Origin of the sequence: Anaerocolumna sedimenticola (assembly GCF_009931695.1) — a bacterium.
GTDB lineage: Bacteria > Bacillota > Clostridia > Lachnospirales > Lachnospiraceae > Anaerocolumna > Anaerocolumna sedimenticola.
In genome coordinates, this window is sequence record NZ_CP048000.1 from 3003477 (window position 1) to 3017436 (window position 13960).

A 13960-nucleotide genomic window follows, 5' to 3' on the forward strand; every position below is an offset into this window, starting at 1 on the left:
ACATGGCACAGGAAATAGTTAAACAGGAAGCTAAAATACCGTCAATTGGAGGTAGATTTGGCGGAGGCGGAAACCGTTTTGCTCCCGGGGCTAAACCGAAAAATGCAAAAGCTACCCTTATCAGAATAATAAAAATCTACATGCGCTGGGCAAAAACTATTTTTCTTGCAATGTTTCTGACTGTGTTTTCTTCTGTTATATCCGTTGCAATCCCCTATTTTATCGGCAAGACATTTAACACGTTTCATATTACGGCCCATACAGTAGAAACAAAAATACTCCTGGAACTGCTTGCGATTATCGTTATTCTCTATTCAGTTAATTGGATACTTACATGGATGAACGGTATGATTATGCTTAAGGTTTCCCAAAAGCTGGTATTTACGTTACGATCCGAATTTTTTGATAAAATGCAGAGGCTGCCTCTGAAATTTTACGATACCCGTTCCCATGGGGATACTATGAGCAGAATAACCAATGACGTGGATAATATCAGCTCCACCATAGCACAGACTACAACCCAGTTAATATCCAGTGTTTTAACCCTTTTGGGTTCCTTTATTGTGATGATTACTTTGAATATACCCCTTACTTTTGTCGTATTACTGTGTGTACCGTTAGTAGTAATGCTGACAAAGATGATCGCTTCAAGAAGCCGGGTTTATTTTAAATCCCAACAGCAAAACCTGGGACTCTTAAATGGTGTCATAGAGGAAAATATATTGGGACTTAAAATGGTAAAAGCTTTTGGAAAGCAGCAGGACATATTAAAGCAGTTCCGGGAAATTAATGAAAGTTTAAATGAAAGCAGCAGTAATGCGCAGATCTGGTCCGGTTATATGATGCCGCTGATGAATGTAATCAATAATTTTATTTTTGCAGTTGTTGCAATTGCAGGCGGGGTTTTATCCGTCGGATACGGTCTGGCTGTGGGTACCGTAGTCAGTTTCTTAAGTTATTCCAAACAATTTTCCCAGCCGCTTAATGCGGTCGCCGGAATGTTTAACACCATACAGTCTGCTTTAGCAGGTGCAGAACGTGTATTTGAAATACTGGATTATGAAGAAGAACCGGCAGATGATAAAGATGCGATCCCAATGGAATATCCAAGAGGTGAGGTTACATTTGAAAATGTTTATTTTTCTTATAATCCTTCTGCACCGATACTTAAAGATGTAAGCTTTCATGTTGGGGCCGGAGAAGTGGTTGCTTTAGTTGGCGAAACCGGTGCTGGGAAAACTACGATAGTTAATCTCCTTACCCGGTTTTATGATACGGATGCAGGAAGGATTTTAATTGATCAGGTACCGATTATGAAAGTAAAACGGAACAGCCTCCGTAAGTGTTTTTCCGTAGTTTTGCAGGATACCTGCCTTTTTACCGGAACCATTATGGATAATATCCGTTATTCCAGGACCGATGCGACGGAAGAACAGGTAATCCAGGCAGCAAAGATAGCACGGGCTCATGATTTTATAGATAAATTGCCAAAGGGTTATTATACGAAAGTTTCCGGAGCAACGGATAATTTAAGCCAGGGTCAACGCCAGCTGATTGCAATAGCAAGAGCGGTTTTATGCGACAGCCCGATACTGATTCTCGACGAAGCCACCAGCAGTGTGGATACAAAAACAGAAAAAGATATTCAGCGTGCTTTATTAAACTTAATGAAAAACCGTACCAGCTTTTTAATTGCACATCGTTTGTCCACAATCCGGGATGCGGATAATATCATGGTAATTGGCGACGGCAGGATTTTGGAAAGCGGAAATCATAAAGAACTTATGGCGAAAAAAGGGCGGTACTTCAATATGGTAATCAGCCAGATGGGAAGACTACCGGAAATAAATTGACTCACCAGAATGGGGCACGGCCTTAGAATATCTGCTTAAACTTACTGCATTGATATAATGAATTAGCAATTTAACTTTTTTATAAAGATATAATATTTCTTAAGGATTGATTTATGCTTTTCCATTTTATTTTTAACTAAACTATGATATACTATATAAATTCTTAAATACTTTGGAGGATTTATGTTTGGTTATGTAAATATTTATAAACCTGAACTGAAAATGAAGGATTTTTATAAATATAAAGCATATTATTGTGGTTTATGCAAGACTTTAAAAGATAGATACGGACGATTAGGTCAGATGACTTTGTCTTATGACATGACATTTCTTATTATATTACTGACATCTTTGTATGAAAGTAATACGGTAAGACAGCAAAACCGTTGTATGATACATCCGGTAAAAAAACATGATACCTTATATAATGAGATAACAGAATATGTAGCTGATATGAATATTGCTTTATCCTATTATCATCTTCTGGATGACTGGCAGGATGAAAAAAGGATAACCGGACTTGCAGGCTCCAAGGCATTAAAAAAAGCATATAAAAGAATCAGGAATAAATACCCGAGACAATGTGAAGGAATAAAGAACAGTCTTCACCGTCTTAATGAGTATGAGAAGAATCAGGAGACCAATATCGATATTGTTTCCCGGTGTTTTGGTGAACTGATGTCAGAATTATTTGTATACCGGCAGGATATGTGGGAGGAAAACTTACGAAAGGTTGGGTTTTACCTCGGCAAATTTATTTATATTCTGGATGCTTATGATGACCTTGAGAAAGATATAAAAAACAAAAGTTATAATCCTTTAATTACAATAAGTAAAACATCATCCTATGAAGAAAACTGCTTAAATATGTTAACGATGATGATGGCAGAGACGACGAAAGAATTTGAAAAATTACCGTGTTTACTGGATATTGATATACTTCGAAATATATTATATGAGGGAGTATGGACTAAATTAAATACCAAAAACAAGAGAAATGAAAAGGAAGGAACAAAATTATGATACCGAATCCATATAAGGTACTTGAAGTTTCACCAAGTGCGACCAATGACGAGATTAAAAGAGCATACAGGGAGTTAAGCAGAAAATATCATCCAGATTCCTATGTAAATAATCCTCTTGCCGGCCTTGCTGAAGAAAAGTTTAAAGAAGTTCAGGAAGCTTATGATCAAATCATGAAAGAACGTGAAAATGGATACAACAGTGGATACAACGGAGGAAATACTTCATATGGACAGACTGCCTACAGCAACGGCCCGGAAGAAGATAATGTCCATATGACCGCTGTGTATAACTATCTGGCGGCAAGGCGTTATAACGAAGCTCTTAATGTTCTTTCCGGAATTTCAAATCGAACAGCAAGGTGGTATTATTACAGTGCAGTAGCGAATGCCGGAATGGGTAATAATCTGATTGCTTCCGATCATGCCAGACAGGCAGTAAATATGGAACCGAATAACCCTGAATATAATAACTTTTTAAATCAGTTTCAATGGCAGAATCAAAGATACCAGACTAACCGCACCAATATGGGAGGTGGTTACAATATGGGAAATTTCTGCTGTGACCTATGGTGTGCGGACTCGTTATGTGAATGTATGGGAGGAGATTTGTGCTCATGTTTCTAAATGCAAAAAAACTGTCTTTTTTAGGACTTTTACTTGCATGTGCCGTTTTACTTGTAATCTTAAGCGGCGTATTAGAATTCAATACACTTTTTCTTTTAGCGGGAGCCTCTTTCGGTGTCGGGATCGCTATAAGAGAATGCGGACTTAAATTTGGATTTGGTTTTTATATCGCCAGCATCCTGCTTAGTTTATTCCTTGCACCGAATAAATTTTACTGTATTACCTTTGCTGCTATGGGATTTTACTTGATAGCGGCAGAATTTGTTTATCATAAGCTGTCTTATGTGAAATGGGAAACCGGTAAACGGCTGCTCTTTTTTTGGATTGCAAAATTTTTGGTTTTTAATATCATGTTTGTACCCATGTTAATTTTTATGCCCAGATTATTTTATCAGGGTGAGATAAATACACTGTTATTTACCGCGTTTATTTTTATCGGGCAAATCATATTCGTTATTTATGAGAAAGCCTATAGTTATTTTCAGAAATTCATTTGGGGAAGAGTTAGGGGTAAATTGCATTTATAAAGCGCTGGTTATGGATTTTCGTTCTATTTATTGAAAACACCCTGTAATAGGAAAAATTTGAGAATTTTAAAAAAAACTATTGCCTTATAGTTAACTCGAAGGTATAGAATAGTAAGGTAACAGAGGACATATCCGTATGCGTGGGAAAAGCGTATTACTTTGGTTCGAGATATACCGGCATATTGGGATATTTCTGTAATTAATCTATATTGGAGGAATAATAATGCAGTACAGAAATTTTGGTAAGTTGGATTTTAAAGTATCAGCATTGGGATTTGGTGCAATGCGCCTCCCTACCCAGGAAAATGAGAATAGTGAGAGTATTGATGAGGCAGAAGCAATAAAAATGATACGTCATGCAATTGATCAGGGAGTGAATTATGTAGATACTGCATACGGCTATCATCAAGGAAACAGTGAAATATTAGTGGGGAAAGCTTTACAGGATGGATATCGGGATAAAGTAAAACTGGCAACCAAGTCACCGGTATGGCTGATTAATAAGCCGGAGGATTTTGAAAGACTGCTGGAAGAACAGCTTGCTAAACTGCAAACTGATCATATCGATTTTTACCTGCTGCATGCTTTATCCAGAGACAGGTGGAGGAATACCATTTTAAAACAGGATGTGCTGAAGCATGCTGAGGCTGCTAAGCAGGCCGGCAAAATCAGACATATCGGTTTTTCGTTCCATGATGATGAAGAGGCATTTTTTGAAATTATTGATGGATATGATAAATGGGAATTTTGCCAGATACAGTACAATTATCTGGATATTAATGAGCAGGCAGGTATGAAAGGTTTAAAACATGCAGCTTCCAAAGGTCTTGGCGTAGTTGTTATGGAACCTTTATTAGGTGGAAGACTGGCTAATCCACCGCAGGATATTATGGAAATCCTTGATGAAAATGGAATTAAGCGTTCCCCGTCTTCCTGGGCTCTTCAGTGGTTATGGGATCAACCGGAAGTCTCGGTGGTATTAAGCGGTATGAGTAATTTACAGCAGGTAGAGGATAATTTAGTATCTGCCAATCAGTCTGGTGTTGGTCTTTTTAATGCAGAGGATCAGAAAGTAATCGAACGTGTTAGAACAAGATACAGTGAGAGAGCGGCCATACCCTGCACCGGATGCAGTTACTGTATGCCATGTCCGAATAATGTAAATATTCCGAGAAATTTTGAACTATATAACGGTAGTGTTATACATGATGATGTGGAAGGATCACGTAACACCTATAATAACTTCTTTGATGAACAAAATCGTGCATCTTCCTGTATTGGCTGCAGAATTTGTGAGGAAAAATGTCCTCAGAAAATTGTTATCAGTGATTGGATGCCAAAAGTGCATAGTGCATTAAAATAAACATAATGAAAACCTGTTATTAGTAAATTTACAATTGTTCTTTTGTTATTCTATAGAAAAAGTGTACAGAAATTCTGATGAAGAATGAATTGTGTACACTTTTTTTATTTCCGCGAAAGCAAAGTGAGAATTAGCAAGCTTGCTTGCAATAATTCGAACGCGCACGCGAACCGAAGAAACACGCAAAGCGTGTTTCTTCCGGTTTCAAAAGTAAATATTTACCTGCTTCTGTCACTGCCTTTATTGATAGGATTATCCTCTTTCAGACCAAACACAGCCCGTGCGCTTTCTGCCTGTGGATCATGTTTTATATGTTTGGAATGAAATGTCCCATCTTCTTTTTTATGGTTCTTAGTGCTTTTCATCTGATTATGTGCCATTTTAGTTCTCCTTAAAATTTTTTTCCTTACAAGTATGTCAACTTTTGACTTTTTTATACCGGAATGCTGTTGTCATAAAATGTCGGATTTCAAAACCAAGGGTTTTATAAATAAAACATAATTTTTAAAGTCGAATAAAAATATGACGTAAAGTTGAAACTATGAAAAGTGGCTTTCTATAACCGCGCAGGAACCGGAATGGTGTAAATGTAATGCTTTTGGAGAATTATATTTAGGATTATTAATATAGTGTCAAAAAATGCAGTTATTTAGATTGAAACATTAAAAAAGTATGAAATATAAAAAGAATGGTTGATATTTTCCAAATTATCTGATAGGATATAAAATGAAGAAATTTTTTGAAATTAATACTTTATTTACTAAAAGTGTTGGTTTATATATGCTTTGCTATTGCAATTTCGCAATAACATAAATTATTAATCTGAAGGGAGAACTTTTATGACAGAAAACAAGAAGTTGCAAGAATGGGTAAAAGAAATGGCTGAAATGTGCCAACCAGATGAAATTTACTGGTGTGACGGTTCCGAAGAAGAGAATGAACGCCTGCTTAAGCAGATGGTTGATTCTGGTATGGCAGTACCTTTGAAAAAACGCCCAGGAAGTTATTTATTCCGCAGCCATCCATCGGATGTTGCGCGTGTAGAGGATAGGACATTTATCGCTTCAAAGACAAAAGAAGAAGCAGGACCTACCAATAACTGGATTGATCCGGCAGAATTAAAAGCGACTATGAAAGAGCTTTATAAGGGATGCATGAAGGGAAGAACCATGTATGTTATTCCATTCTCCATGGGACCTATCGGTTCCCCAATTTCTAAAATTGGTATTGAATTATCAGACAGCCCTTATGTAGTAGTAAATATGCGTATCATGACACGTATGGGTAAAAAAGTTCTGGAAGCTCTTGGCGATGGAGAATTTGTACCTTGCCTTCATTCCGTAGGTGCTCCGCTGGAAAAAGGACAGAAAGATTCATCCTGGCCATGTGCCCCGATTGAAAAGAAATATATCAGCCATTTCCCGGAAGAAAGACTTATCTGGTCTTATGGTTCCGGTTACGGCGGAAATGCATTATTAGGTAAAAAGTGCTTCGCACTTCGTATTGCATCCGTAATCGCACGCGATGAGGGTTGGTTGGCTGAACATATGCTTATTCTTCGTATTACCGATCCTAACGGTAATAAGAAATATATTACAGGTGCTTTCCCTAGTGCCTGCGGTAAGACAAATCTTGCTATGCTTGTTCCTACTATTCCCGGTTGGAAAGTTGAAACAATCGGTGATGATATTGCCTGGATGAAATTTGGTAAAGATGGCCGTTTATATGCAATTAATCCGGAAGCAGGTTTCTTCGGTGTTGCACCTGGAACATCTTATGATTCCAATCCTAACGCTATGCACAGCACTGAGAAAAACACTATATTTACAAATGTTGCATTAACGGATGACGGTGATGTATGGTGGGAAGGTATCGGAACAGATGCTCCTGAACATTTAATAGACTGGAAAGGTAATGACTGGACTCCGGATTCTAAAGATCCTGCAGCTCATCCAAATGCTCGTTTTACCGCTCCAGCAGAACAATGCCCTGCAATTGCACCTGAATGGGAAGATCCTGCCGGTGTACCAATTTCTGCAATATTAATTGGCGGACGTCGTCCAAGTACAATACCTTTAGTACATGAAAGCTTTGATTGGAAACACGGTGTATTCATGGGCTCTATTATGGGTTCTGAAATTACAGCTGCAGCAATCTCCAATAATATCGGACAGGTACGTCGTGATCCATTTGCAATGCTTCCTTTCTTTGGTTACAATGTTTGCGATTATTTACAACATTGGTTAAATATCGGAGAAAAATCAAGCGAAGATAAATTACCTAAGATCTTCTATGTTAACTGGTTCCGTAAAGATAAAGACGGTAAATGGTTATGGCCAGGATTTGGTGATAACAGCCGTGTTCTTAAATGGATTGTTGAAAGAGTTTCCGGAGAAGGTAAAGCTGTTAAAGCTCCTATCGGATACATGCCTACAACGGATGCACTTGAACTTTCAGGTCTTGATGTAAGCGAAGATGATATGAAAGAATTACTTAAGGTTGATAAAGACGAATGGTTAAAAGAAGTTGCTTCCATCAGAGAACACTATGCTAAATTCGGTGAAAAACTCCCGAAAGAACTAGCTGCTCAGCTTGATGCTCTTGAAAGCAGATTAAAAGCTTAATATTAATATCATATATTTTCCGGCATATAGTAGACTATATGCCGGTTTTTTATTGCCGAGAAAGCAAAGTGCAAATCCGCAAGCTTACTTGCAATAATTCGAACGCACACGCGAACCGGAGAAACTCGCAAAGCGTATTTTTTCCTGTTATGCACATTCAATTTCATATCCCAAAGTAAATCTAAAAGATAAGCGAAGATAAAATATTAACGTATTTTTTATTTAATTGTATGTCAATATATGGTAAAATAAATTTAACGGTAAAAATTGTACAAGCAAATATTAGCAGCTGTACGTTGCCGGTTTTTACCGCTCAGGTATAAAAAGAATAAAAGGTATTAAATTATAATTGGAGGTTTACATTATGAATGGGTATCAATTTAACTTTAGCACACCGGAACAGCAGGGAGTCAAATCAGAAGCAATTTTAGAATTCTTAGAAGCAGTTTTGCAATGCAGAACCCAGAATATGGATCAGGATTTTCATAGTGTTATAATAGCAAGACATGGAGCAGTGATAGCAGAAGGCTGGTGGAAGCCTTATGCGAAGGAAATGCAACATATGTTATTTTCTCTAAGTAAAAGCTTTACTTCTACAGCAGTTGGATTAGCTGTTTCCGAGGGGCTTTTGACTGTGGATGACCTGGTTACCGATTATTTTAAAGATGAGTGTCCTGCTCCAACCGGTTATTTGGCCCAGATGCGTATCAAACATTTACTTAGTATGTCTACCGGACATATAGTAGATACGATGGGATTTTTACAGGAAAGAGAAGATGGTAATTGGGTTAAAGCTTTCTTAAACGTACCGGTAGAAAAGGAACCCGGTACACACTTTTTATATAATACAGGTGCAACCTATATGTTATCCGTAATTGTTCAGAGGGTTACCGGATTAAAATTAATCAATTATTTGCAGCCGCGGTTATTTGAACCCTTAGGTATTATAAATCCGACATGGGAAGAGTGTCCAATGGGATATAATACCGGTGGATTTGGATTAAGTATACGGACCGAAGACATTGCTAAGTTTGGTCAATTATATTTAAACCAGGGTATCCTTAATGGAAAGCAGATTCTTCCGAAAGAATGGATTGCAGAAGCGACTTGCTCCCATATTAGTAACGGCAGTGATTCAAATAGCGACTGGTGCCAGGGGTATGGATATCAATTCTGGCGCTGCCGTCATAATATTTACAGGGGAGATGGTGCTTTCGGACAATATTGTATCGTAATGCCGGATTATGACATGGTTGTGGCTATTACCAGTGGATTAAAGGATATGCAGATTCCTCTCAACCTTTTATGGGATCATTTACTTCCGGGAATATGTGAGGATAAATTACCGGAGAGTGCAGCTTATCAGGAACTTATGGATAAGTTAAATTCTTTAAAAGTTTTACTACCCGAGGGAGATGGTACTTCTGAGATAACAGAAGAGATTGCCGGCAAATGTTTTACCCTGGATGAGAATGAAGATCATATGGAATCAATCTCTTTTACATTTGAAAAAGATACCATACACTTACATATTACCGCATGTGGTAAAAAACAGACATTAAATGCAGGTATTGGAACATGGGCTGCCGGTTATCTGGAAAGTTTTGATAAAAAAGTGCCTGTCAGGCTTACAGGTACCTGGCAGAGCAGTACCACACTTTTAATACAATGCCGGCTCGTTGAAACTCCTTTTGCGAAACAATTCCGATTTACATTTAACAAAGAGGGGCTAATAGTAGAAACGAAAGGGAATGTTGGCTTTGAAGAACCCGGATGGAATAGAATCTTAGGAAAATAGATATATGTTTCATGAAAAAACCTGCCCTTTTAAGGTACCTGATACCAGGGCAGGTTTTTAATTTCCGACAACGCAAAGGGAGAATCAGCAAGCTTACTTGCTATAAATCGAACGCTCATACTTCTCTTTTCTTCTGGAAAATAACCGAAATGCGGTAATAATTACGCCTACCAGGCAGACAGAAGCAGCAGAAACATAAACTACCCGCATACCAAAGATAAAAACACCGCTTTCGCCTTCAACAAAATCCGTTACTCGGTATCCTAATTTACTGCTCATACAGCCGTATAAAAGGGTGGTAGCTAAAGTTATACCGCAGATCATACCCAGATTACGTACAAAGGCATTGATACCTCCGCCGATTCCCAATTTATTTTTGGGCAGTGTAGACATGATAAGTGAGGTGTTGGGGGATTGAAACAATCCATTTCCCAACGACATAATAGCTACAAAAATACCCATGGCAACATAGGATGGATGTTCATTTAAGGTGGACATGAGAAATAGTCCCAAACTTGTTAGTGTCAGACCAACTAATGTTAAGATTTCAGAACCGATTTTATCGGACAAATACCCGCTTACAGGGGCTGTCAGCGCTAAAACCAAAGGATATATGGATAAAAATGCTCCTGCCTGTCCGGGAGTAAACGGCAGTATATCCTGTAAATAAAACGGCATGACAATATTGGAACAGAATATAGCCACAAAACTGATAAAACCACATATAATACTTACGGAAAACCATTTGTTACGAAACAGTTTTAACTCAAGTAAAGGCATTTGCGATTTATTTTCAACCACAAGAAAAAGGATAAATAAAACTATTGTAATTAAGAGACATACCCAAATTACTGGGGATTTAAATCCAATATTTTGAATTTGACCTAATGCAGTAAATAAAAGAACAATCGTAATAATAAATAATATGGCTCCTAATACATCAACTTTCTCATCCTGCCTTTTAACTGAACGGGGCAGCAGTTTAATTCCTAATATAAATACGATGATACCAACCGGAACATTAATCCAGAAGATATATTCCCAACTGGTATAGGCTACGATCATACCACCTAAAGAAGGTCCGGCCAAAGAACCTAAGGCTACAAAGGTACCGCTTAGCCCTAATGCTCTGCCACGTTCTTCTGCGGGGAAAACCTGTGTTATTATACCCTGGCTGTTAGCCATCATACCCGCTGCTCCAATTGCCTGAATAACACGGGCTATAAGGAGAACTCCTAAAGAATACGTTACTCCGCAAAGTAAAGATCCTAAAGAAAATAATGCGATACCGAATAAAAATATAACCGTCTTTCCTAAAATATCGCCCAGTCTGCCAAATAGCAGCATAGTTGCTGAGATTGCTATAAGATAAACGCTTACCACCCAGGCTATGGCAGCTGATGTAACCCCTAAACTGTTTGCCATGGTAGGCAGTGCAACATTAACTATACTGCCGTCTAATGCTGACATAAATATTGATAAAACAATAATTAATAAAATACTCCATCTTTTACTGGTATGAATTGTACTTTCTGATGTGATAATATCCATAACTAACCACCTTTTTATATTTTTTTTACTTTTGCTCTGGTTAAAATTTTTTCTAACATGGTATCCAGCAAATCAATTTCTTCCCGGGAAAGATCCTGGGTAATATCACTAATCCACAGATGAATTTCATCTTTAATGATTGGGATTACCTCTTTCGCTTTATCAGTGAGGAAAAGCCTGCATGCCCTGCAGTCTTTCTGATCAGACAGCTTTTCCAAATAACCCAGTTCAATGAGCTTTTGAATATTACGGGTTGATAAAGCCTTATCTACTTTTATTTCTCTGCTTATTTTTTCTAAATTAATTCCTTCATTCTGCCATAAAGCCAATAAGAAAGGATAAGTTCCGCTGCTTAGATTATATGGTTTTAGAACTTCGTCCATGTGGAATTGAGTGTATTTAGAAATATGTGCAATTCGCTTTGTTAAAAGTTTCCCTTGATTCATGTACAGCCTTCTTTCAAATTTTTTCATAAAAGTTGATACGTCAACTATTATAGCTACAATTAATTGACCTGTCAACTATTTTATTTGTGTACTATTTTTATTTTAACCTTACATGTAAGTCCCCCGTTTCTTAGCTTAGTGTAAACGGTTGGCTTGGCACTTATTTGTTTCAGAGTAGGTGCTCGGACTGAATGAAATAAAACAGAATGAAATAAAAAAATATTAAATAAATTAAAAAAAATAATTGACATATAGCAAAAAACATATATAATACTCTTATGTCAAAGGCGATGTATCTTTGTGTGATTCACATGAAGATATGACGCCTTTTTTTTACCTAAAAAACCATAGAAAGGGTTGCATGATTATGGAAATTAACTTAGCAAACAGCGCATTTGTAATTATGAGTACTGCATTCGTTTTTCTTATGACACCGGGACTGGCATTATTTTACTCAGGAATGGAGAGAAGAAAAAATACTTTGAATACTTTAATGTCTTGCTTTTTTATCTGTGGAGTAGGATCTCTCTTATGGATTATAGTCGGGTATTCTTTATCTTTTGGAACAGATCACGGTGGAGTGATTGGTGATTTAAGTCATGTATTTTTTAATGGAGTTGACGCAGATCCCAATGCAGCCTATTCAAGTACGATACCGGAAACCTTGTTTGCAGCATTTCAGATGATGTTTGCAATTATAACTCCAGCTTTAATTTGCGGTTCTATTGCCGGCAGAATGAGATTTAAGGCATTGTTTATATTTATTATCTGCTGGTCTGTAATCGTTTATTATCCTTTAGCACATATGGTGTGGGGGGACGGAGGATACCTTAGAGCAATTGGTTCAATTGATTTTGCCGGCGGTAATGTAGTACATATAAGTTCCGGTATATCTGGTTTAATTGCGTGTATCATGTTAGGGAAAAGAAGAGAGTATGGAGTAGTTTCCTATAAACCCCACAATATTCCGGTTGTTATTCTTGGAGCAGGCCTTCTTTGGTTTGGCTGGTTTGGTTTTAACGGAGGAAGTGCATTAGCTGCGGACGGTTTGGCAGTACATGCAATACTTACTACAAATACATCGGCTGCAACGGCTTTAATATCCTGGCTGGTTTTGGAAAGAGTGATACATGGAAAGGCAACTGTTTTGGGTGCTGCTACAGGAGCAGTTGTAGGTTTAGTAGCAATTACGCCGGGAGCGGGATTTGTTCCAATTTGGGCTTCCATAATTATTGGTGCCTTGGTAAGTCCAATTTGTTATTTTACAATGACGAAAGTAAAAGCAAAATTTGGTTATGACGATGCCTTGGATGCATTTGGATGTCATGGTATCGGTGGTATCTGGGGCGGCATAGCAACCGGGTTATTTACACAAAAGTCAATAAACTCCGTTGCACAATGGGATGGATTAGTCTTTGGAAATACGAAATTGTTTATAGTTCAGATAGTCAGTATTGTGATTACTATAGCGTTTGCAGCAATTGGAACTTTTATCATATTATTCGTAATGAAAAAATTCATGGCAGTACGAGTAACGAAAGAGGAAGAAGCTTTGGGCCTGGATTTAACACAACATAGTGAATTGGCTTATCCTTCTTTTAACGGATTAGATTAATTATTATTAATTATATTTTTATTCTAAAGGGGGATAAGATAATGAAGAAGATAGAAGCGATTATCAGACCGGAAAAGCTGGAACCATTAAAAGATGAATTACTGAAAATGAAAATCAATGGCATTACAATTAATCAGGTATTTGGGTGTGGAAAGCAATATGGCTTTACTGAGTATATCAGAGGGAACACCATAATTATGAATACCTTATCTAAGATTGAAATTAAAATAATTGTACCGGATGAGAGATTAGATGAGATTATTGATACCATTATATCCGTATCGGAAACCGGTGAATTTGGTGATGGTAAAATATTTGTATCCGATGTACTGGATTGTATTCGAATCAGAACCAAAGAACGGGGAAATAATGCATTATAAGATGAAAGTAATATAGGAAACAGAATATATAATCCATTTATAAAAAAACGACGTTCTTATGAGATATAACAATATGTTTTATTATAACAATATGTTTATTATAATATCACTTTAGTTACTCTATAAGAACGTTATTTTTTTATTATTTATATTA

12 protein-coding genes are annotated in these 13960 nt (G+C 37.2%); 9 read left to right on the forward strand and 3 right to left on the reverse strand.

Translation table 11 applies throughout. The annotated features are described in order from the left end of the window. The first annotated feature begins 2 nt into the window (after window positions 1-2). The 5 genes from Ana3638_RS13310 to Ana3638_RS13330 all read left to right on the forward strand — a co-directional run bounded on the left by Ana3638_RS13310 (window position 3) and on the right by Ana3638_RS13330 (window position 5392). The gene (locus Ana3638_RS13310; RefSeq protein WP_161838458.1) at window positions 3-1853 is read left to right on the forward strand and encodes an ABC transporter ATP-binding protein; all 1851 of its coding nucleotides are present in this window, start codon (window positions 3-5) and stop codon (window positions 1851-1853) included. Window positions 1854-2036: 183 nt separating this feature from the next. Beyond that, window positions 2037-2876: a DUF5685 family protein gene (locus tag Ana3638_RS13315; RefSeq protein WP_161838459.1), complete on the forward strand. Its 840-nt coding sequence runs from the start codon at window positions 2037-2039 to the stop codon at window positions 2874-2876. Continuing rightward, window positions 2873-3502, forward strand: a complete 630-nt coding sequence (locus Ana3638_RS13320; protein ID WP_161838460.1) for a J domain-containing protein — start codon at window positions 2873-2875, stop codon at window positions 3500-3502. The genes Ana3638_RS13315 and Ana3638_RS13320 overlap by 4 nt, the downstream gene beginning before the upstream one ends. Then, window positions 3493-4029, forward strand: a complete 537-nt coding sequence (locus Ana3638_RS13325) for a hypothetical protein (protein WP_161838461.1) — start codon at window positions 3493-3495, stop codon at window positions 4027-4029. The genes Ana3638_RS13320 and Ana3638_RS13325 overlap by 10 nt, the downstream gene beginning before the upstream one ends. Before the next feature lie 223 nt (window positions 4030-4252). Continuing rightward, on the forward strand, window positions 4253-5392 hold the full coding sequence (locus tag Ana3638_RS13330; RefSeq protein ID WP_161838462.1) for an aldo/keto reductase: 1140 nt from the start codon (window positions 4253-4255) through the stop codon (window positions 5390-5392). 218 nt (window positions 5393-5610) lie between these two features. On the opposite strand, the gene Ana3638_RS24710 is transcribed toward Ana3638_RS13330, so the two are convergent. After that, window positions 5611-5772, reverse strand: a complete 162-nt coding sequence (locus Ana3638_RS24710; RefSeq protein ID WP_202621495.1) for a CPC_1213 family protein — start codon at window positions 5770-5772, stop codon at window positions 5611-5613. Between the two features lie 459 nt (window positions 5773-6231). Between Ana3638_RS24710 and Ana3638_RS13335 the strand changes: the two genes are divergently transcribed. Both Ana3638_RS13335 and Ana3638_RS13340 read left to right on the forward strand, forming a co-directional pair. Next, the gene (locus tag Ana3638_RS13335) at window positions 6232-8016 is read left to right on the forward strand and encodes a phosphoenolpyruvate carboxykinase (GTP) (protein ID WP_161838463.1); all 1785 of its coding nucleotides are present in this window, start codon (window positions 6232-6234) and stop codon (window positions 8014-8016) included. A gap of 364 nt (window positions 8017-8380) precedes the next feature. Continuing rightward, a complete protein-coding gene (locus Ana3638_RS13340) occupies window positions 8381-9814 on the forward strand; it encodes a serine hydrolase domain-containing protein (protein ID WP_161838464.1) in 1434 nt (477 codons plus the stop codon). Window positions 9815-9907: 93 nt separating this feature from the next. Here the strand turns inward: Ana3638_RS13340 and Ana3638_RS13345 are convergent, their stop codons facing one another. Further along, the gene (locus Ana3638_RS13345) at window positions 9908-11365 is read right to left on the reverse strand and encodes an MFS transporter (RefSeq protein WP_161838465.1); all 1458 of its coding nucleotides are present in this window, start codon (window positions 11363-11365) and stop codon (window positions 9908-9910) included. 14 nt (window positions 11366-11379) lie between these two features. Further along, entirely contained in the window at window positions 11380-11811 is a 432-nt protein-coding gene (locus tag Ana3638_RS13350) for a MarR family winged helix-turn-helix transcriptional regulator (protein WP_161838466.1), read from the reverse strand. A gap of 361 nt (window positions 11812-12172) precedes the next feature. Between Ana3638_RS13350 and Ana3638_RS13355 the strand changes: the two genes are divergently transcribed. Next, window positions 12173-13426 carry an ammonium transporter gene (locus Ana3638_RS13355; protein ID WP_334297115.1) on the forward strand — a complete coding sequence of 418 codons (1254 nt, stop codon included), beginning with the start codon at window positions 12173-12175 and terminating at the stop codon, window positions 13424-13426. 41 nt (window positions 13427-13467) lie between these two features. Next, window positions 13468-13806: a P-II family nitrogen regulator gene (locus tag Ana3638_RS13360; RefSeq protein ID WP_161838468.1), complete on the forward strand. Its 339-nt coding sequence runs from the start codon at window positions 13468-13470 to the stop codon at window positions 13804-13806. Window positions 13807-13960: the final 154 nt, after the last annotated feature.